Origin of the sequence: Micromonospora sp. NPDC047527 (assembly GCF_040643015.1) — a bacterium.
GTDB lineage: Bacteria > Actinomycetota > Actinomycetes > Mycobacteriales > Micromonosporaceae > Micromonospora.
Genome location: NZ_JBEYTK010000003.1, coordinates 78,456 through 97,690 on the forward strand (window position 1 = coordinate 78,456; position 19,235 = coordinate 97,690).

At 73.4% G+C, this 19,235-nt stretch carries 14 protein-coding genes, 5 tRNA genes and 1 pseudogene; 10 read left to right on the forward strand and 10 right to left on the reverse strand.

All coding sequences use genetic code 11. The features are described 5' to 3' along the window. The first annotated feature begins 5 nt into the window (after positions 1-5). Positions 6-884 carry a hypothetical protein gene (locus ABZ808_RS13470; RefSeq protein WP_357005088.1) on the forward strand — a complete coding sequence of 293 codons (879 nt, stop codon included), beginning with the start codon at positions 6-8 and terminating at the stop codon, positions 882-884. Between the two features lie 45 nt (positions 885-929). Here the strand turns inward: ABZ808_RS13470 and ABZ808_RS13475 are convergent, their stop codons facing one another. The 3 genes from ABZ808_RS13475 to ABZ808_RS13485 all read right to left on the reverse strand — a co-directional run bounded on the left by ABZ808_RS13475 (position 930) and on the right by ABZ808_RS13485 (position 5,380). After that, complete coding sequence (locus tag ABZ808_RS13475) at positions 930-3,863, reverse strand: M36 family metallopeptidase (protein ID WP_357005091.1); 2,934 nt, start codon at positions 3,861-3,863, stop codon at positions 930-932. Between the two features lie 259 nt (positions 3,864-4,122). Further along, the gene (locus ABZ808_RS13480) at positions 4,123-4,704 is read right to left on the reverse strand and encodes a TIGR03086 family metal-binding protein (RefSeq protein ID WP_357005094.1); all 582 of its coding nucleotides are present in this window, start codon (positions 4,702-4,704) and stop codon (positions 4,123-4,125) included. A 73-nt stretch (positions 4,705-4,777) separates the two neighbouring features. Beyond that, positions 4,778-5,380, reverse strand: a complete 603-nt coding sequence (locus ABZ808_RS13485; RefSeq protein ID WP_357005097.1) for a TetR/AcrR family transcriptional regulator — start codon at positions 5,378-5,380, stop codon at positions 4,778-4,780. Between the two features lie 401 nt (positions 5,381-5,781). On the opposite strand from ABZ808_RS13485, the gene ABZ808_RS13490 reads away from it, so the two are divergent. The 3 genes from ABZ808_RS13490 to ABZ808_RS13500 all read left to right on the forward strand — a co-directional run bounded on the left by ABZ808_RS13490 (position 5,782) and on the right by ABZ808_RS13500 (position 6,044). Next, a tRNA-Gly gene (locus ABZ808_RS13490) sits at positions 5,782-5,854 on the forward strand. 34 nt (positions 5,855-5,888) lie between these two features. Next, a tRNA-Cys gene (locus tag ABZ808_RS13495) sits at positions 5,889-5,959 on the forward strand. A gap of 13 nt (positions 5,960-5,972) precedes the next feature. Beyond that, positions 5,973-6,044: transfer RNA gene (locus ABZ808_RS13500), tRNA-Val, on the forward strand. 57 nt (positions 6,045-6,101) lie between these two features. On the opposite strand, the gene ABZ808_RS13505 is transcribed toward ABZ808_RS13500, so the two are convergent. Further along, positions 6,102-6,833: a GNAT family N-acetyltransferase gene (locus ABZ808_RS13505; RefSeq protein WP_357005100.1), complete on the reverse strand. Its 732-nt coding sequence runs from the start codon at positions 6,831-6,833 to the stop codon at positions 6,102-6,104. Between the two features lie 141 nt (positions 6,834-6,974). Further along, complete coding sequence (locus tag ABZ808_RS13510; protein ID WP_357005104.1) at positions 6,975-7,244, reverse strand: DUF6458 family protein; 270 nt, start codon at positions 7,242-7,244, stop codon at positions 6,975-6,977. Positions 7,245-7,392: 148 nt separating this feature from the next. Between ABZ808_RS13510 and ABZ808_RS13515 the strand changes: the two genes are divergently transcribed. The 3 genes from ABZ808_RS13515 (at position 7,393) to ABZ808_RS13525 (ending at position 8,699) form a co-directional block, all read left to right on the forward strand. Next, positions 7,393-7,465 (forward strand) — tRNA-Gly (locus ABZ808_RS13515). Between the two features lie 44 nt (positions 7,466-7,509). Then, a tRNA-Val gene (locus tag ABZ808_RS13520) sits at positions 7,510-7,584 on the forward strand. Between the two features lie 122 nt (positions 7,585-7,706). Continuing rightward, positions 7,707-8,699, forward strand: coding sequence for an NAD-dependent epimerase/dehydratase family protein (locus ABZ808_RS13525; protein ID WP_357005107.1), 993 nt, complete (start codon positions 7,707-7,709; stop codon positions 8,697-8,699). Positions 8,700-8,720: 21 nt separating this feature from the next. On the opposite strand, the gene ABZ808_RS13530 is transcribed toward ABZ808_RS13525, so the two are convergent. Next, a complete protein-coding gene (locus ABZ808_RS13530) occupies positions 8,721-9,695 on the reverse strand; it encodes a nitroreductase (RefSeq protein ID WP_357005109.1) in 975 nt (324 codons plus the stop codon). 233 nt (positions 9,696-9,928) lie between these two features. Between ABZ808_RS13530 and ABZ808_RS13535 the strand changes: the two genes are divergently transcribed. Next, entirely contained in the window at positions 9,929-10,567 is a 639-nt protein-coding gene (locus tag ABZ808_RS13535; protein WP_357005112.1) for a response regulator transcription factor, read from the forward strand. 15 nt (positions 10,568-10,582) lie between these two features. Here the strand turns inward: ABZ808_RS13535 and ABZ808_RS13540 are convergent, their stop codons facing one another. Together ABZ808_RS13540 and ABZ808_RS13545 are read right to left on the reverse strand one after the other, a co-directional pair. Further along, a complete protein-coding gene (locus ABZ808_RS13540) occupies positions 10,583-12,313 on the reverse strand; it encodes a GAF domain-containing sensor histidine kinase (protein WP_357005115.1) in 1,731 nt (576 codons plus the stop codon). A gap of 42 nt (positions 12,314-12,355) precedes the next feature. After that, positions 12,356-13,462, reverse strand: coding sequence for a nitroreductase family protein (locus ABZ808_RS13545; protein ID WP_357006745.1), 1,107 nt, complete (start codon positions 13,460-13,462; stop codon positions 12,356-12,358). A 154-nt stretch (positions 13,463-13,616) separates the two neighbouring features. Here ABZ808_RS13545 and ABZ808_RS13550 point away from each other — a divergent pair. After that, positions 13,617-15,473: pseudogene (locus ABZ808_RS13550) on the forward strand (heavy metal translocating P-type ATPase); the annotation flags it as partial. Positions 15,474-15,482: 9 nt separating this feature from the next. Further along, positions 15,483-15,962, forward strand: a complete 480-nt coding sequence (locus tag ABZ808_RS13555; RefSeq protein ID WP_357006750.1) for a hemerythrin domain-containing protein — start codon at positions 15,483-15,485, stop codon at positions 15,960-15,962. A gap of 18 nt (positions 15,963-15,980) precedes the next feature. Here ABZ808_RS13555 and ABZ808_RS13560 read toward each other — a convergent pair whose 3' ends face one another. Further along, positions 15,981-16,826 (reverse strand): universal stress protein, encoded by an 846-nt coding sequence (locus ABZ808_RS13560; protein WP_357005118.1) that lies wholly within the window; start codon positions 16,824-16,826, stop codon positions 15,981-15,983. 10 nt (positions 16,827-16,836) lie between these two features. Further along, positions 16,837-19,230 (reverse strand): phosphoketolase family protein, encoded by a 2,394-nt coding sequence (locus tag ABZ808_RS13565; RefSeq protein WP_357005121.1) that lies wholly within the window; start codon positions 19,228-19,230, stop codon positions 16,837-16,839. Positions 19,231-19,235: the final 5 nt, after the last annotated feature.

Genomic DNA, 19,235 nt, shown 5'->3' on the forward strand with positions numbered 1-19,235 from the left:
GCGTGGTGGAGACAACCGAACGGAGGGCGGCGGTGGTGACGGTGTGGCGGAAGGCGCTACGGATCGGGGTGGTGCTGGCCTGCCTGAGCGGGGTGGAGCTGGCGATGGCCGCTCCGGCGCAGGCGGCGTTCGCCACCGAGTTGAGTGGGCTGCCGGCCCGGTTCACCGCCGGCGACCAGGTGCGGACGCTCTCTGCGGTGGTCTCGCGGACCGACCGGCGCGGCGGCTGCGTCAAGGTGCGCTGGTCGATGGTGCTGAGCGTGCAGGGCATCCGGCTCGATCAGGTGAAGATGGACCGGGTGGAGGAGACCGGAGTCTTTCCGCTGGAGATCCGGACCGACGGCGACGTGGCCCGGCTGACCGACCGGCAGCTCGACCCGGGCACGCTCTGCCCGGGCCGAACGGTCACCGCCCGCTACCGGGTGGCTTTCGCCGAGGACGTCACCCAGGGCCGCGTCACCCTCGCCGCCGAGGCGTACGACGCGAACCTGCGCCTGCTGGCCCGGCAGACCGCGACCCGTTCGGTGGTGGGGGCGGGCGGCACCCCGACCAGTACGCCGAAGCCCACCGCGACGCCGCCGGAGCCCAGCGAACCGGCGAGTGAGCCGGCCGAGGAGGAGAGCACCGAACCGGTCGCCGACCAGCCGATCGACGCCGCGCCACCGGCGGCCGGCGCGGGTCGCCCGGTCGCGCAGTCCGGCGGGTTCGGTGTGGTGCAGGCCGCCTTCCTGCTCGGTGCCCTGCTGCTCTCACTCGGGATGGGCCTGCTGCTGCGGCTGCGCCACCTCACCCGGGCCGCGCCGGCCGGGACCGAGGACCCGTCCGAGGACCGGCGCTGGGAGCGGCCCCCGCCGACCGGCCGCTGGCGACCGGCCCGCCGCTGACCCGGGGGCGTCGGGGCCGGCGGAGATCCGCCGGCCCCGACGGTGTCACTTCGAGAAGGCCTGGAACTCGGCGATCCTGACCTGGCCGCGGGCCGGGCTGGCGGTCGCGCAGTCCGTCGTCGTGGCCGGGTCGTCGTCCTGTTCACCCGCGTAGTGCGGGCCGCCGGTGCACTGGCTCGCCAGCACCTCCAGGCGCAGGTGCGTGGCGTGGGTGGTGGGTACCGCGAACGTCCGGAGGTTGATGTCCCGGGTGTACGCCCGGTACGTCCCGCCGGGGAACGCGTCGTCGGCACTGGTGTAGATGCGCTTCCAGCGCGTCGGGTCCGTGCAGTCGGTGGTCTTCGCGTTGCACGCCGACACCGCGAACGAGCGCAGCGCGCTGAGCGCGTTCTGGGCGCCGGTGTCGGCGTCTCCGGTGATCGCCGGGCGCAGCATGGCGCTGACGTTCACCCGCTTGATCAGCTGGGGTGCGGTGCCGGGCAGCGCCACGGTGACCTGCTTGCCGGCCACCCCGTCGAGGGACGCCCAGTTCGTGGCCTCGGTGTCGTCGCCGATCCGGTCCAGGTTGACCCCGTCGCCGGTGATCGTGGCCCCGGAGGCGGTGGACGCGAGATTGCGGCTCATCCGAAGGTCGATGTGCCCCTTCTTGCCGGCCTTGGCGACCACGCTGAGCTGCTGGTGCCCGAAGCCGGGCGCGACGGCGAGCAGGTCGTACGTGCCGGCCACCAGCTCGATCGTGTCCGGGATCGGCGTGGCCGGGTCGGTGTCGGCGATGGGCGTGGCCCGCGCCTCGTACGCGCCGACGTACACCCGGATGGGCGCGTCGGCGCTGTCCCCGCGCGGGCGCAGGGTGAGCGTCGCATTGCCGCCGCGCGGGGAGGCGAAGCTCGGCGTCGGGTCGGTGTCCGCGGCGCCGTTGGTGGCGGCGTCCCGGCCCATCCCGGAGCGGGCGAACTCGGCCCAGATCAGGTCCTGGTTCGCCCCGCCGAAGCGGAGCAGGTCGGCGGTGAGCATGTTGTCCCGCATGTCGAGCATGCTGACCTGGCTGACGGCCTGGAGCAGGAACGAGTCGAAGACGAGCTGCGACCAGCGCCGGTTGCCCGGGCACTTGTCGGCGGCGACCTTCCCCTGCGCGCATTCCAACTGCTGCTTCGGGGTGCCGAGGCCGTACCGCTTGACGAGTGCGGACCGGACCCGGAAGTTGGTGGCGCCCCAGATCTCGCCGTCGGCGTGCACGGCGGGACCACCGGTGTTGTAGCCGATGTCGGAGTAGTTGAGCGGGCTGCGGCTCAGGTCGTAGTTGCGGATGCCGCTCACCAGGTTGCCGGTGACGTAGCCGCCGGTGACGAAGGGCGTCTCGCCGGGGGCGCGCAGCCCGTGCTGGAACAGGTACTCGGCGGCGAGCAGGTCGCCCCACGACTCGCCCATGGCGCCGCCCTGGTGGCCGCTGATCCCGCTGTTCGGGCCGGCGATCATCCGGTTGGTGATGGCGTGGGCGTACTCGTGGCCGATCACCGTCATGTCGTAGTCGCCGTCCACGCACGGCGGGTACGGGCCGCCGGCCTGCGGCTGCCACAGGTACATGTTGGTGGTTGGCGGCAGCCCGTCGCGCGGGGTGCTCTGGTTGGCGTTGTTGCGGTTGCCGGTCAGCGCGCCCTGCTGCGCGCGGCCCTGCTCGGCGTCACCGCCCAGCCCGTCCGGGGTGAGGTTGACCGCCTGGAGGTTCCACGCCGACTCGGTGAAGCCCAACTGGTAGGACCAGTCGTGCATCCGGTTGTGCATGGCGAAGAGGTTGGCGATGGACGCGTCCGCGTCGTTGCGCTGGGCGGAGGTGAACACCTCCGGGTTGCACTTCGCCTGGTGCCACTGGTCGGTGAACGGGTACTCGTAGCGGCGGTCGGGGCTGGTGGGAGCCGGGACGGCCGGGGTGCCCGCACCCCAGGAGAGCACCGTGTTGGCGGAGTTGCCGCGCGAGGTGAAGGTGGGCGTGCCGGTGGCCGCGTCGACGTCCCACGGCTGACCGGTGGCCGGGTCGCGCCACGCCGCCTTGCAGCCGGGCGTCGGGTCGCCGCACCAGCGCACCCGGGGGTCCTTCCCCGGGCCGAGGTTGCGGGGCGGGGTGGCCGGGAAGACCGCCCAGCTCGGGTTGTCCGAGTCGTAGTCGACGAGATCCTCACGGACCAGCACCTGCCCGGTGATGCCGTCCACATAGGTGGTGAACGCGGCAGGGTGGTCGGTGTTCGCGCCGATGAGTGTCACCTCGTAGGCGGCACGGGGCCCGTCCAGCGGGGTGGGCACGGCCACCTCGTGCACGGTGTGGCTGGCCACCGCGTCGGGGGTCAGTTTGGCGTCGGCGAGCGCGTCGGCGTACGCCTGCTCGGCGGTGCGGGTGGCCGGCGCGGGCGGGCTCGTGTCGCGGGCCAGCGACGAGCTGACCGAGAGCACCGACCCGTCTCTGACCGCGAGGGTGACCAGGCCGTCCGGCCCGGCCGGCAGGTCGCCGAAGCGCTGCCGGAGGGTCACCACGGCGCCGGTGCCGATGGGCCGGACCAGCACCCGGTCCAGGTCGGCGACGGTGGCGGCGTCCATTCCGAACAGTTCGCGGTTGGCGGCCAGGTACGCGCGGGCGGTGGCCTCCGGGTCGGCGGGCAGCCCGGTGGCGAGTGGGGCGCTGCCGGGGCCGAGGGCGTGCGGCGTGCCGAGGCGGTTCCATCGCACGTCGGGGTCTGCGGCGCGGGCCAGGCCGCGTTGGCGGGCGTCGGGTGCCGCCGTACCGGGGCGGTTGTCGACGTCGGCGGGCTCGTGGTGGCCCTCGGCGAACGGCCCGGAGGAGCGCTCGGCGGCCGGTGCCCCGCCGGTGGGAGCGGCGGTGCTCGCGCCGGTGGGCAGCAGCGCGGCGGCGGTCGCCGTCGCCGCCAGGACGGCGACGAGCCGGCGTCGCCGCCGGCTCGTCGGGAGTGACCACTCGGATCGGGGCACGGGACCTCCTCGTGGGAGCGGATGGCCGGCCGCCGGCCGGCACAGCATGTGGTGAGGCATGCGCATCTGTAGATATCAGTCGGCAGGAGGTGCGGCAAGGCCCTGCGCTCGACTTTCCGCGAGGTCAGCACGGTGGAAGAGGTGGTGTCCGGTAAGGGTGCAATAGCCGCCGCGGTCGATACCGCGGCGGCTGCTGTCGGCTGAGGTGTGGCGGCGGCCCGCTGGCTGCGACCGGATCAGGGGCCGGCGTGGGGCGTGTTCAGTCGGCCGGGGCCCAGTCGGGGTCACGGCCGAAGGCGGCCAGCAGGCGGTCCTGCTCGTCGGCGTCGGCGGAGAGCCGCACCGCGTCGTGGACCAGGTTGTTGCTCCGATAGGTGTCGACCTGGCCGGCGAACCACCGGGCGCACACCCGCACCGCGTCCGGCTCCAGCCGTGGCTCAGCCCCGATCGCCACCGCCAGGTCCCAGCCGTGCACCAGGTGCTCGGCGAGGAGCTGCTGGATGTACTCGGTGGCCGGGGTCGCACCGCTGGAGAGGTGCACGGTGCGGTCGATCGTGCCGGGATGGGTGGCGGCGATCTCGGCCTGCGCGGTCGCCTCCCGCGCCGACGTGGCCGGGTCGGCGCCGAGCTGGTCGCCGTCGAAGCGGTCGCCGACCTCGTCGATGGTGCGGCCGGCGAGCAGGGGGACGCTCCACCGGTCCTCGCTCACCACGTGGTTGACAAGCGTGCGGACGTCCCAGTCCGCGCAGGGGGTCGGGTCGGACCACTGGCTGGGCCCGACCTGGTCCACCCGGTCGACGAACTCGGCCAGGCTCCGGCGGTACGCCTCCAGCAGATCCATGCTGCCGATTGTTCCGGTCGGCGGGGGTGCTTCGAGCCGTTTTGCCCGGCCCGGAGGTGGGGATCGTGCCGGCTCAGTCCAGGACGGCCGGCTCCAGACCCAGCTCCCGGGCGGTGACCAGCCGCACCCACTCCCCGAACTGGCGGCGGGAGATCACCCGCTCGTGCACGGCGAGCTGGACGGCGAGGCCGTCCATGACGGCGCTGATCCGCCAGGCGGCCCCGTCCGGGTCGGCGCACTGGAAGGTGCCGTCGGCGACACCGGCGGAGATCACCGCGGCGAGGTCCTCCCGCCAGCGCAGGTCCAACCGGCGGGAGGCCTTCTCCACCTCGGGGGTACGGAGCGACTCGGACCAACCGTCGATCCACATCGACCAGGAGGTCGGCCGTCCGGCCGGGGTGTAGAGCTTGAGGATCCGGCGGAGCTTGGTCAGCGGCGGGGCCGAGGAGCGGGTGACCGCGTCCAGTCGGGCCAGGTCCTGCTCGACCGCGTACGCGAATGCTTGCGCGAGCAGCCGCTCCTTCGTGGCGAAGTGGTAGAAAACCAGTGCTTGGCTGACCCCGGCGGCCTGTGCCACGTCCGCCGTTCGGGTGTTGGCCAGCCCGCGCTCCACGATCACGTCACAGGCCGTGCGCAGAAGGGCATCCAGGCGAATTTCGGCCGCACGTCTCGTCACGACCGTTACCGTAGCCCATCCAACCGAACACGAACAGTTACCATCGCCGCTTGATCCGCAGTGTGGCAGTCGGAAGCCGGACACTTTCGAATGTCGTTCCGGGTCGTTCTTTTGAGGGTGTTCGTCGAGGTCTGGCGACACCGGCCGGCCGGGCCGACCGTCCGCCGGCGGCCGATCGGCCCGACGGGAGCGGGCGACGCCGGAAGGTGACAGTCGGTGGCGGTGGCGGCACCAGGGCAGCCCCCTAGGAAGCCTGCCGGCCGTGGTTCCGGTCCCCCCGGGGCCGTCAGCCGACTGCCGTTCGGCACGAAAGGGGACGCGCCGACTTGACCCCCGATTTGGCAGTCGTTCACCGGCTCGGCTAAAGTTCTGATCCGTCACCCGGGAACGCCGGGGGGCGTGCGGACGTAGCGCAGCTGGTAGCGCATCACCTTGCCAAGGTGAGGGTCGCGGGTTCGAATCCCGTCGTCCGCTCGGAGCTGCCGCCACGCATGACGGGGGCAACCTCGGTGGGGTGGCCGAGAGGCGAGGCAACGGCCTGCAAAGCCGTGTACGCGGGTTCAAATCCCGTCCCCACCTCGGCAACAAGCTAGGGCGATTGGCGCAGTGGGAGCGCGCTTCCTTGACACGGAAGAGGTCACTGGTTCAAACCCAGTATCGCCCACACGATGCAGAAGGGCTCGCTACCGAAATCGGTAGCGAGCCCTTCTGCATGTGCGGCTCAGAACGTCAGCAACCGGAAGGTGCCGGCGGTGCGGAAGCCGAGGCGGTGGTAGACGGGCTCCGCGACAGGCGTCGACGTGAGAGCGACCGTGCGGATGCCCCGGTCGCCAGCCAGGTCGAGGGCGGCCCTGGTCATCGCGGCGCCTATGCCCCGCCGACGCTGCTCCGGCTGGGTGCCGACGAAGTAGAGCGTGAGCAGGTCGTGGCTCAGCCAGGCGACAGCCGTCCCGACGATCCGGCCGTCGAGGTGACCGGCCAACCTGAGCACGGTGCCGTTGCCGGCGAACGCCTTCTCCCGGTCGATCGCCGCCGCCACGCCGTCGGGCGGGATGCCGGACACGCGGGCGTAGGCCGGGACGAACGCGTCCAGGTCGGTGCTCAGACTGATCTGTAGCCCGGCCGGCGTCGGAGCATCGGCCGCGTCACCGATCTCCACCGTCATGATCGGCATTTGGGCCACCTCGACGGCACCGAGGGCCACCAGGCCGTCGGTGAGGCCGCCGTCGCTGTCCGGGCCGGCCCACCACATCCGGGGTACGCCGTCGAGACGGCGCCGCGCCTCGACGAGGGCTTCCCGCGGCGTACGTCCGGTCGCGCGCAGCACGCCGTTGAGGGGGGCGTGCGGCACGTCGCTGCGGTAGGTCACCAGGTCAGGGCCGCTGGGCTCGCCGACGTTCCAGCCCAGCAGGTAGGCACGGTGTGCGGCCAGCACGGTGTCGAGAGAGGCCATGATCCGGATCCTAACGCGGGCTCTGGCAGCGCCAGGCCGTGCCGCTGATGCGGGGGACGCGACGGGCCGGTCACCTCGTTCGAGGCGGCCGGCCCGGGGCGTGTGCTCCTGCGGGTGCACCGGCCACGGCCGGTGGCGGTGTCACAGCGGCGGGGCGATGTCCCGACGCTCCTCGACCCGGCGGTACTCCACCGGTTCCTCGACCCGCCGGTACTCGACCGGCTGTTCGGTGGCGGGGACCGCCGAGCGGCGACGACCCCAGATCAGCGTGGTCATGATCAGGCCGAGCACCCCGGCCGCCATCAGGATCCAGCCGACCACGTCGAGGTCGAGGCCGCCAATGTTCGCGTCCAGCGCGAAGGTGAGGATCGCGCCGAGCGCGATCAGGAAGATGCTGGTGCCGATACCCACGACAGCCTCCTTAGGGGGTGTGGTGCGCTGTCGAGGTTCATCAGTACCCCGACGCCCAGCAGTGCAATCGCCCATGCCCGAGGGGGCCGCGCTCGGCGATCTTGGCATCGGGTAGAGTTCACCCGTCGCCGGCGCTTGCCGGGGACGTGCGGACGTAGCGCAGCTGGTAGCGCATCACCTTGCCAAGGTGAGGGTCGCGGGTTCGAATCCCGTCGTCCGCTCGCGATCCGCCCCACGATCCTGGTTGTCGGATCGGGGGGACCACGGGCGATTGGCGCAGTGGGAGCGCGCTTCCTTGACACGGAAGAGGTCACTGGTTCAAACCCAGTATCGCCCACCATCAGTTGTCGTGATCAAGGGCTGGGCCTTCGAGGCCCGGCCCTTGATCGTTCTGCCAGGAGCAGATCCGCTGTCGGTGAACAGGGGTGTCGTCTGCCGCCCCGGGCGACCAGGGTGGGGCGCATGAGACTGCTGGTGCTGGGCGGGACGGGTTTCGTGGGCGGGGCGACCGTCACCGAGGCCGTGCGCCGTGGCTGGTCGGTGACGGTGTTCAACCGAGGGTTGCACGGCACGGTGCCGCCCGGCGTACACCGGTTGCGGGGTGATCGCACCGCGCCGGACGGCCTGGCGGCTCTGGCCGCCGGCGAGTGGGACCTGGCGGTGGACACCTGGGACGGCGCGCCACGCGCTGCCCGCGACGCCGCCCGCGCCCTGGTCGACGCGGTCGGTCACTTCGTGTACGTGTCCAGCGGGTCGGTCTACACCGACCCGGCCGCACTCGGGCTGAACGAGGACTCCCCGGTGGTGGACGCCGACCCGGACTCCGTCGACGGCGACTACCCGCAGCTCAAGTCCGGTGCCGAGCGTGCCGTGCGGGAGGTCTTCGGCCCGCGTGCGCTGGTCGCCCGGGCTGGCCTGATCCTCGGCCCGGGCGAGGACATCGGCCGGCTGCCGTGGTGGCTGCGGCGCATCGAACGGGGCGGTGACGTGCTCGCCCCCGGGCCGGCCGACCTGCCGGTGCAGTACATCGACGTCCGCGACCTGGCGGGGTGGATGCTGGACGCGGGCGCCCGGCGGGTGGGCGGCACGTTCAACGCGATCGGTCGCCCCGCCCAGACCACGATGGGCGAGCTGCTCGACGCGTGCGTGGCTGCCACCGGCGGCGACGCCCGACTGCGCTGGACCGATCCCGCGTCGATCCTCGCCGCCGGTGTGGAGCCCTGGAGCGACCTGCCGATCTGGCTGCCGGTCGGCCACCCGTACCGGGGGTTGCTGGAGCGGGACGTGACCCGCGCCCTCGCTGCCGGGCTGACCTGCCGACCGGTGGTCGAAACCGTCGACGACACCTGGCGGTGGCTACGCGACGTCGGTTCGGTTCCGCCGCGCGCCGGACGACCGCTCCGCAGCTCGATCGGCCTGGACCCGATCCGGGAGGCCGCCCTGCTCGCCGCCTGAGGGTGTCCGCCGTCGACGAGTTCAGGCCCGCACCACCGGCAGGTCCAGCACCTCGTCGATCCCACGGCGCGGGGTGGGCCGGCCCGGCTGGCCGTACCCGATGCGCAGCACCATCTGCGGCGCGCCGAACCGCCCCAGCGACAGCCGCAACTGCTCCCGCGCGGTGGGCACCTCGATCGGTTGGGACAGCATCGACACGCTCAGCCCGGAGTCGGTGGCGGTGAGCAGCACCCGTTGCAGGGCCTGGCCGGCGACCACCTGGTCGACGGCCGTGTTACCCACCGAGCCGAGCACCCCCACCAGGGGCTCCGGTTCGAAGTCCCGGCCCGGCGCACGGTCGCGTCCGCCGAAGCCCCGGGTCGGCAGCACGTCCTGTGGCTCGCTCTGCGGGCCGCCGGCCGAGGCGGGCACGCCGTCCGGTGCGGGTTCCCGGCGCAGCCACGCCTCGCGTTCCGTCCGGTAGGCGGGGTCGCGTTCCAGCACCCGGTGTGCGCTGCGCGCGACCTCACCGAAGGCGGTCACCGCGCTCACCCCGACCAGCAGTTCCAGCCAGCACTGCTCGGCGCGGGCCGCCTCGATGAGCCGCCAGCGGGCGTCGGACGGCACCGGGTCCGGCCAGAACGGCATCCGGTTGCTGAACCGGCGCGGGATGGCCGTGTGCAGGCTCTGCTCGGCGGGGGTGGGGCGGCGCGGCAGGTCCGGCACCAGCCGGGCCAGCAGGTCGGGCTCGGCCGGGTCGGGGCGCAGCCGCACCGTCGCCGGCCTGCCGGCGACGGCCAGCGAGATCCGCAGGTTGAACAGCGCCGCGCCGCAGGCGACCCGGGCGCCCCAGCCGCTCGGGTCGGTCGCCGGCAGCCGCCGGGCCGGGTCGACCAGCACCTCGATGCCCCCGTCGCGCAGCCGTAGCCGCCACGGCTGGGTGTTGTGCAGCGAGGGTGCCCGGACCGCGTCGACGGCGGCGGCCCGCAGGTGGTCAGCGGTGTAGCCGATGTCCATGGCGGTGCTCCCTTTCCCTGGGCCGATCGCGGGAGACGCCGCGACGGCTGCAACCCCTACGGTCCGCCCGCCGGGTGGGTGCCGAGCAGGGCCGTACGTCCCGAACCGGTGGGCCCGACCGCCCCTGCCCAGGCCCCGGTCGCACCGGCCGGGCGCGGTCGCGGGACCGGGGTTTCGGCGCGGCGGGACCTTCGGCCCGTGCGGTTGACGTGCGGGGCGGGTAGAAACGAGGAATGATCCGCGTCTTCCTGCTCGACGACCACGAGGTCGTCCGTCGTGGCCTGGCCGACCTGCTGCAGAGCAGCGGCGACATCGAGGTGGTCGGCGAGTCCGGTTCGGCGCAGGAGGCGGCCCGCCGCATTCCGGCGTTGCGGCCCGACGTGGCGATCCTCGACGCCCGCCTGCCCGACGGCAACGGCATCGACGTGTGCCGGGACGTGCGCGCCGTCGACTCGTCCATCAAGGGTCTGATCCTCACCTCGTACGAGGACGACGAGGCGCTGTTCGCGGCGATCATGGCGGGGGCCGCCGGGTACGTGCTCAAGCAGATCCGCGGCACCGACCTGGTCGACGCGGTGCGCCGGGTGGCGGCCGGGCAGTCGCTGCTCGACCCGGCGATCACCACCCGGGTGCTGGAGCGCATCCGCAACGGCGTCGAGCAACCCCGAGAGTTGAAGGCGCTCACCGAGCAGGAGCGGCGGATCCTGGAGTACGTGGCGCAGGGGCTGACCAACCGGGAGATCGCCGGGAAGATGTTCCTGGCGGAGAAGACGGTGAAGAACTACGTCTCCAGCGTGCTGGCCAAGCTCGGCCTGGAGCGCCGCACCCAGGCCGCCGTGCTGGCCACCCGACTGCTGGGCAAGATGCCCTGACCCGACCCGTGCCGGTCAGTCGCGCAGCGGCACCGACCAGCACAGCTCGGTGCCGTGCGGGTCGACCCGCCGGATCGTGAAGGTGCCGCCGAGGCGGTCGGCCCGCTCCCGCAGGTTGACCAGCCCACCCCGGGCGGCGGCCGGGTCGCAGCCCACCCCGTTGTCGGTGACCGTGAGGGTGACCTGGCCGTCGGCGACGCGTACGGCCACGGCGACCTGGGTGGCCTGCGCGTGGCGGACCGCGTTGGACAACGCCTCGCGCAGCACGGCGGTGAGGTCGGGGCGGATCGCGTCCGGGACGGCGCTGTCCACCGGCCCGCTCAGCTCCAGGTGCGGCCGGTGGCCCAGCGACTCGGCGGCCACCTCGACCGCCTCCCGGATCTCGGTGCGCAGCGCGGCGGACATCGGCGTACGCAGTTCGAAGATGGTCCGGCGGATGTCGCGGATGGTCGCGTCGAGATCGTCGACGGCCGCGTTGATCCGCTTGGCCAGCTCCGGGCGGGCCATCGGGGCGGTGCTCTGCAACTGCAGGCCGGTGGCGAAGAGCCGCTGGATCACCACGTCGTGCAGGTCACGGGCGATCCGCTCGCGGTCCTCCAGGACCACCAGCAGCTCCCGTTCCTCCTGACCGCGGGCTCGCTCCATGGCCAGCGCGGCCTGGCCGGCGAAACTGCCCAGCAGGGCGACGTCCTCGGCGCTGGTGCCGCCGCCGCGCTCCGGCCCGTGGGCCACGATCAGCACACCGTGCAGCGTCTCGGCGGTGGCCAGCGGTGAGATCGTCGCTGGCCCGGTGTGCAGCAGCGCCGGCCACGGCGCGGCGTGCGCCAGGTCGTCCACCTGGTCGTGCCGGCCCTCGGCCACGGCCGTGCCGAAGCTGGTCTCGGCGGCCGGCAGGACGGTGCCGACCAGCGCCCGTGCCTGCTCGTCGACGCCGTCGACCACCTCGACGGTGAACTGGTCGGTGTCGGTGTCGTGCAGCAGCACCAGCGCCAGCTCCGCCTCGGCGACCTCCCGGGCGCGGCGGGCGACAAGCGTCAGCGCGTCGGTGCGGCGGACCTCACCGAGCAGCACCGTGGTGATCTCGGCGGTGGCGGCCAGCCAGCGTTCCCGCCGGTGCGCCAGGGCGTAGAGGCGGGCGTTCTCGATGGCCACGCCAGCGGCTGCGGCGAGCGCGACGACGATCTCCTCGTCGTCGTCGGTGAACTGCACGCCGCCCTTCTTCTCGGCCAGGTAGAGGTTGCCGAACACCTGCTCCCGGATGAGCACCGGCACGCCCAGGAAGGTGTGCATGGGCGGGTGGTTGGCCGGGAAGCCGTAGGAGAGCGGGTGCTGGGTGATGTCCGGCATCCGCAACGGCCGGGGGTCGTCGATGAGCAGGCCGAGCACACCCCGCCCGTGCGGCAGGTCACCGATCTGCTCGTGCTGTTCGGCGGTGATGCCGTGCACGATGAAGTCGTGCAGCAGCCGGTCCGGGCCGACCACGCCCAGCGCGCCGTACCGGGCGCCGACCAGCTCGCAGGCCGCCTGCACGATGCGTTGCAGGGTGGTGCGCAGATCCAGGTTGGTGCCGATGCCGACCACCGCGTCGAGCAGGGCTCGCAGCCGCTCCCGGCTGGTCATCACCTCGCCGACCCGGTCGAGCATCTCCTGGAGCAACTCGTCGAGACGAACCCGGGACAGCGGGCTCAGCCCGAGCGACGGCGTCACCGGGAACTCCGGGCGGTGCTGCGGGTCGGTGCTGGTCATCGAGCGATCGTACTGCCGACGTCGGGCGCCCTGTCTCGTGCCTCAGCTCCGCTCGCCGCGCACGGCGGAGGTGTCGACCACCTGTTCGGTGGGCAACCGCGGGGTGTGGGGCGGGCCGGCGACCGCCGGGTCCGCGATCCCCAACCGCAGCACGATGTACGGGTAGCCGATCCCGGCGAGCATCTGACGCAGGGTCTGCCGGGTGGCCGGAACCTCCACCACGGCGCTGAGCGGCACCACCGACACGCCGTCGCGGGTGGCCGTCAGCCAGGCGGCGGAGAGCGCCTCACCGGCGCGTAGCCAGCTGTCCGGCTCGTCCTCGTCGCCGTACAGCAGCGCGTACGCCGCCGCCCGGTCGTGGCCGGGGCCGACCGGCAGGCTGCCGGGGCGGCCGAAGTCGCGGGCCGGCACGGTGGTCTGCGGCTGCTGCTCGGGCAGCACCTCCGCCGGCAGGCCGGTGCCGGTGCCGGCCTGGCTGGTCCAGTACGCCAGCTCGGCGCGCAGCTCCTGGTCCTCGGCCTCGACCGTGTCGGCGCGTCCGGCCGTGGCCGCCAGCTCCAGCACCTGGTCGCGGCTGAGGATCTGCAACCGGCAGCCCTCGGCGGTGACCGCGTGCGTGATGTCCTCGATCGCGGCCGCCGGCACCGGCTCGTCGCTGACCGGACGCCGGTCGGTGTGCCGCACCGACATGCACTGCACGATCCGCATGGCGTCCGGATCGGCCGGGATGTGGCTCAGGTCGGTCAGCCGCGCCAGCAGTTCGGTGTCGCCCGGGTCGGGCATCCGCCGCACCACCGCGCGCCAACCCTCCGCGGCCAGCGCCACCCGGGCGTGGTGCAGGGCGGCGCCGCAGCTGAACGCGAGCAGCCGGCCCTCCGGGTCGGTGGCCGTCAGCCGCCGGTCCGCCACCGAACGCAGCTCCAGCGCGTCGGGCAGCACCCGCCAACGCCACGGCTGGGTGTTGTGCACCGAGGGCGCGTGGCCGGCGGTCGCGGCGGCCTCCGCCAGCGCGGTGGTCAGCTGACTTTCCTGACTCATTCTCACGACCTTTCGTCTCTGCTCATCGTGCCTCACGACGCGGTGCCCGCGTGGCTCGCCGCTCCATCCTGTGGCATCCGGGGGCGTCCCGCACGGGCCGCAGGTCCCGATCCCGCCAGGTCGTCACGCCCACCGCCCCGGCCCGGCCGTCGCTGTCTCCCGTCCGCTGCCCGCCGGTCGCGCGCCTGGCAACGTGGGTGCCGCCGGGCCGGGCGAAAAGCCTGGTGCCCGGCCCGTGGCGGTCTTGGCCTGCGACGATGCGAAGGTGAGCGCGGACTCGACCGAGTGTGTGCCGGAACAGCCGGCCCGACGCCGCATCCGCCGCTGGTGGACGTGGACGCCGCTGGTCGGGCTCACCGCCGCCGTGCTGGCGGGTGCGGTGCTGCGGATCGTCGGTCGGGTCGGCGCGGCCGACCTGATCTGGGCGGCCGTCACGGTTGCCGCGCTGCTGCCCGCGCTCTGGTCGATGCTGCGGGCGCTGTGGCACCGGCACTTCGGCGTGGACGTGATCGCCGTGCTGGCCCTGGCCGGCGCGCTCGGGGTCGGGGAGTACCTGGCCGGGGCGGTGATCGCGGTGATGGTGGCGACCGGGCGGTCGTTGGAGGCGTACGCGCAGCGCCGAGCCACCCGCGACCTGCGGGCCCTGCTGGAGCGTGCTCCGCGTACCGCGCGTCGGCGTGGGCCTGGCGGCGCGATCGAGGTGGTGCCGCTGGACCGGGTGGCGGTGGGGGACCGGTTGCTGGTCGGCCCGGGGGACGTGGTGCCGGTCGACGGCACGATCGACGAGCCGGCCACCCTGGACGAGTCGGTGGTGACCGGTGAGTCGCGGCTGGTCCAGCGTACGGCCGGTGAGGCGGTGGCCAGTGGTGTGGTCAACGCCGGCGCCGGGTTCGGCATGCGGGCGACGAAGAGCGCGGCGCAGAGCACCTACGCCGGGATCGTCCGGCTGGCGCAGGAGGCGACCGCCCACCAGGCGCCGATGGTCCGGCTGGCGGATCGGTACGCCGCCGCGTTCGTGCCGTTCACGCTGGTGCTGGCGGGGTTGGCGTGGCTGCTCTCCGGCGATCTGGTCCGGGCGGTGTCGGTGCTGGTGGTGGCCACGCCCTGCCCGCTGCTGCTGGCCACCCCGATCGCGATCGTGTCCGGGCTGTCCCGGGTGGCCCGGCGCGGGGTGCTGGTCCGCGACGGCGGCGCGCTGGAACTGCTCGGGCGGGCACAGACCCTGCTGGTGGACAAGACCGGCACGCTGACGGCGGGGCGTCCGCGCGCCGCGGAGACGGTGGTCGCACCCGGCGGGGACCGGGACGAGGTGCTGCGGTTGGCCGCCTCGGTCGAGCAGCTCTCCCCGCACGTGCTGGCCACCGCGCTGGTGCGGCAGGCCGGCGAGCGGGGGCTGACGCTGACCGAGCCGACCGAGGTGACCGAGGAGCCGGGCGTGGGGGTCAGCGGCCGGGTCGACGGGCGGCTGATCCGGGTGGGCCAGTTCACCGGCGAGCTGCCCGACTGGGCGGACCGGACGCGGGCCCGTACCGAGCTGACCGGCTGGTCCACGGTGTGGGTCAGCGACGACGACGGCCCGCTCGGCGCGATCCTGTTGGAGGATCCGGTGCGCCCCGACGCCCGCCGGACCGTACGGCGGCTGCGCGCGGCGGGCCTGCGGCGCATCGTGATGGTCACCGGCGACCGGCCGGCCACCGCCGCCCAGGTCGCCGAGGTGGTGGGTGTGGACGACGTGCTCGCCCGCTGCACGCCGCAGGAGAAGGTGAACCGGGTCCGGGCCGAGGCCGACCGGGCGGTCACCGTGATGGTCGGCGACGGGGTGAACGACGCGCCGGCGTTGGCTCAGGCGCACGTGGGTGTGGCGATGGGCGCGACCGGCGCGAGCGCCTCGGCGGACGTGGCCGACGCGGTGCTCACCGTGGACCGGCTGGACCGGCTCGCCGACGCGGTGGAGATCGCCCGGTACGCCCGCCGGATCGCCGTGCAGAGCGCCACCGTCGGGATGGGGCTCGCGGTGCTGGCGATGGTCGCGGCGGCGGCCGGCCGGCTGCCCCCGGTCGCTGGCGCGTTCCTCCAGGAGGGCATCGACGTGCTGGTCATCCTCAACGCGCTGCGCGCCCTCGGCGGCGGGTTGCGGCACCGGGCCGTCCCGCCGCGCACCCGGGAGCTGCTCGCCCGCTTCGCCGGGGAGCACCAGGGGGTACGCGACGTGCTGGCCGGGCTGCGTGACACCGCCGACCTGGTCGCCACCGACCCGGCCTCGTCGCGGTGCCTGCCGGCGGTACGGGAGACGTACCGCCGGCTGACCGACCAGGTGCTGCCGCACGAGGCTGCCGAGCAACGGCAGCTCTATCCGGCGCTGGCCGACCCGCTGGGCAGCGAATCGGCGACCGCGACGATGAGTCGGGCGCACGTGGAGATCCGCCGCCAGGTCAACCTGCTCGGGGCCCAGCTCAACCAGGCCGCCGACGGCCGGCTGCGGCCGGACCAGGTGCCCGACCTGCTGGCCACCCTCTACGGGTTGGACGCCCTGCTCCGACTGCACCTGGCCCAGGAAGAGGAGGAGTTTTTCACGCTCAACCCGTCCGACCCGCAGCCCGAGCACCGCTGACCGGCGCGCCCGGTTCGCTCAGCGTTCCCGGACCACCGCGACCGGGCAGTGGGCGTGCTGGATCACCTGTTGGCTGACCGAGCCGAGCAGCATCCCCGCCAGCCCGCCCCGGCCCCGGCTGCCGACCACGACCACCCGCGCGTCGCGGCTCGCCTCGATCAGCATCGCCGCGGGGCTGCCCGGGACCAGGTCGACGGTCACGTCCAGCTCGGGGAACGTCCGTCGCCACGGCTCCAGCGCCTGCTCCACCGCGGCCCGCTCGGCGGGCACCCCGGCCTCGGCGTTCGGGCCCGGTGTCCAGGCGTGCAGCACCCGCAGCGGCACCCGCCGCTGGGCCGCCCGTTCGGCGGCGAAGCCGAGCGCCACCAGTGACGGCTCCGAACCGTCCACACCGACCGCCACCAGGCCGTCCGGCTCGCTGCCGGTCCCGTCGCGGACCACCACGACCGGGCAGTGCGCGTGCGCGGCGACCGACACCGCCGTCGACCCGGCCAGCAACCCACCGAAGCCGCCGTGGCCTCGGCTGCCGAGCACCAGCATCCCGGCGTCGGCCGAGCGTTCCTGCAACACCAGAGCAGGCGGCCCGTCGTACACCTGGCCGGTGATGGTCAGCCCGGGATGCGTGGCGGCGGCGTCCGTCGCGGCCTTGTGCACCAGGTCGTCCACCTGCCGCCGGGCGGTGTCGTCCGGCCAGACGCCGGGCGCCACGCCCGGGCCGACCCAACTGGCCACGGTCAGCCATTCGAAGACGTACGCCAGCCGCACCGGTTGGCCGCTGTGCTCGGCCTCCTCCAGCGCCCAGTCCAGGGCCACCGACGCGTCGGTGGAGCCGTCGTAGCCGACCAGGATCTCCGCGTCACGCACGTCGTCCTCCTCAACGGTTGGTTGGGTCGGTTTCACGGACCCAGCGCCACTGGCCGACCCGCGGGTCGTCCTCGCCGTACTCCCGGGTGTAGTCGCGGGCCTCCTGCCGGGCGTCGACCATCTGCTGGCGCAGGTGCGCCGCGCGGGCGGCCAGGCCGGGCACCCGGTCGATGACGTCGATGACCAGGTGGAAGCGGTCCAGGTCGTTGAGCATCACCATGTCGAACGGGGTGGTGGTGGTGCCCTCCTCCTTGTAGCCGCGTACGTGCAGGTTGTCGTGGTTGGTACGCCGGTAGGTGAGCCGGTGGATCAGCCACGGGTAGCCGTGGTAGGCGAAGATGATCGGCCGGTCGGCGGTGAAGATGGTGTCGAACTCGTTGTCCGGCAGGCCGTGCGGGTGCTCGGTGTCCGGCTGGAGCCGCATCAGGTCGACCACGTTGACCAGCCGCACCTTCAGCTCCGGCAGGTGCTGGCGGAGCAGGTCGGCGGCGGCCAGCGTCTCCAGCGTGGGCACGTCGCCGCAGCAGGCCAGCACGACGTCCGGCACACTGCCGCCGTCGCTGCTGGCCCACTCCCAGATGCCCAGGCCGCGGCGGGTGTGCTGGATCGCCTCCTCCATCGTGAGCCAGTTCGGGGCCGGCTGCTTACCGGCCACCACCACGTTGATGTAGTGCCGGCTGCGCAGGCAGTGGTCCATCGTGGCGAGCAGGGTGTTGGCGTCCGGCGGGAGGTACACCCGCACCACCTCGGCCTTCTTGTTGACCACGTGGTCGATGAAGCCCGGGTCCTGGTGGGAGAAGCCGTTGTGGTCCTGCCGCCACACGTGGCTGGAGAGCAGGTAGTTCAGCGACGCGAGCGGCTGCCGCCAGGGGATCGCCCGGGTCACCTTCAGCCACTTGGCGTGCTGGTTGAGCATCGAGTCGACGATGTGGATGAACGCCTCGTAGCTGGTGAACACCCCGTGCCGGCCGGTCAGCAGGTAACCCTCCAGCCAGCCCTGGCACAGGTGCTCGGAGAGCACCTCCATCACCCGGCCGTCGGGGGACAGGTGGTCGTCGCCGGGCAGCGTGCCGGCCATCCAGGCCCGGTCGGTCACCTCGAAGGCGGCGTCCAACCGGTTGGAGGCGACCTCGTCCGGGCCGAACAGCCGGAACGTCTGCGGGTTGGCGGCGATGACGTCGCGGATCCACGGGCCGAGCACGCCTGTCGCGCCGGCCATCGGCGTGCCGGGTTCGGGTACGTCGACGCCGTAGTCGCGGAAGTCGGGCAGGGCCAGGTCGCGCAGCACGACGCCGCCGTTGGTGACCGGGTTGGCGCTCATCCGTCGGTCGCCGCGCGGCGGCAGCGCCCGCAGCTCGTCCACCGGCGCGCCGGTGGCGTCGAACAGTTCCTCGGGCCGGTAGCTGCGTAGCCACCGCTCCAGCTCGGCGAGGTGCGCCGGGTTGTCGCGTACCTGCGACAGCGGCACCTGGTGGGCGCGGTAGGTGCCCTCCACCTGGATGCCGTCGACCTCGCTCGGCCCGGTCCAGCCCTTCGGCGTCCGCAGAACGATCATCGGCCAGCGGGGGCGTTCGACGGCGCCGCCGGAGCGGGCCTGGCGCTGGATGGCGGCGATCTCGTCCAGCGCCCGGTCCAGGGTGGCGGCGAGCGTGTGGTGCACCAGGGCCGGATCGTCGCCGGCCACCACGTACGGCTGGTAGCCCGAGCCACGCAGGAGGCCGAGCAGGTCCTCCTCGGGGATCCGGGACAGCACGGTCGGGTTGGCGATCTTGTAGCCGTTGAGGTGCAGGATCGGCAGCACCGCGCCGTCGCGCGCCGGGTTGAGGAACACGTTGGACAGCCAGCTGCCGGCCAGCGGCCCGGTCTCCGCCTCGCCGTCACCGACCACGCAGGCCACCACGAGGTCCGGGTGGTCGAACGCGGCGCCGTAGGCGTGGCTCAGGGCGTACCCCAGCTCACCGCCCTCGTGGATCGAACCCGGCACGTCCGCCGCGACATGGCTCGGGATGCCGCCGGGGAAGGAGAACTGCCGGAACAGCCGGGCCATCCCCTCCTCGTCACACGCCACGTCGTGGTAGCGCTCGGACCAGGTGCCCTCCAGCCACGTGTTGGCCACGATGGCCGGGCCGCCGTGCCCGGGGCCGGTGATCAGCATGGCGTCCAGGTCACGCGCGACGATCACCCGGTTGAGGTGCGCGTAGATCAGGTTGAGCCCGGGGCTGGTGCCCCAGTGACCGAGCAGCCGCGGCTTGATGTCCTCGGGGGTCAGCGGCTCGCGCAGCAGCGGGTTGCCCAGCAGGTAGATCTGCCCGACGGTGAGGTAGTTCGCGGCGCGCCAGTAGGCGTCCAGCCGGCGCAGTTCGTCCTCGGCGAGGGGGCGGTGCGCGTCGAGAGCGGTGTCCATGATGC

Coding starts and splice junctions, on each gene's coding strand:
- ABZ808_RS13480 (WP_357005094.1), bottom strand. CDS start 4,704: ATGGATCTGCTGGAGGCGTACCGCCGGAGCCTGGCCGAGTTCGTCGAC.
- ABZ808_RS13505 (WP_357005100.1), bottom strand. CDS start 6,833: ATGGCCTCTCTCGACACCGTGCTGGCCGCACACCGTGCCTACCTGCTG.
- ABZ808_RS13525 (WP_357005107.1), top strand. CDS start 7,707: ATGAGACTGCTGGTGCTGGGCGGGACGGGTTTCGTGGGCGGGGCGACC.
- ABZ808_RS13530 (WP_357005109.1), bottom strand. CDS start 9,695: ATGGACATCGGCTACACCGCTGACCACCTGCGGGCCGCCGCCGTCGAC.
- ABZ808_RS13535 (WP_357005112.1), top strand. CDS start 9,929: ATGATCCGCGTCTTCCTGCTCGACGACCACGAGGTCGTCCGTCGTGGC.
- ABZ808_RS13540 (WP_357005115.1), bottom strand. CDS start 12,313: ATGACCAGCACCGACCCGCAGCACCGCCCGGAGTTCCCGGTGACGCCG.
- ABZ808_RS13565 (WP_357005121.1), bottom strand. CDS start 19,230: ATGGACACCGCTCTCGACGCGCACCGCCCCCTCGCCGAGGACGAACTG.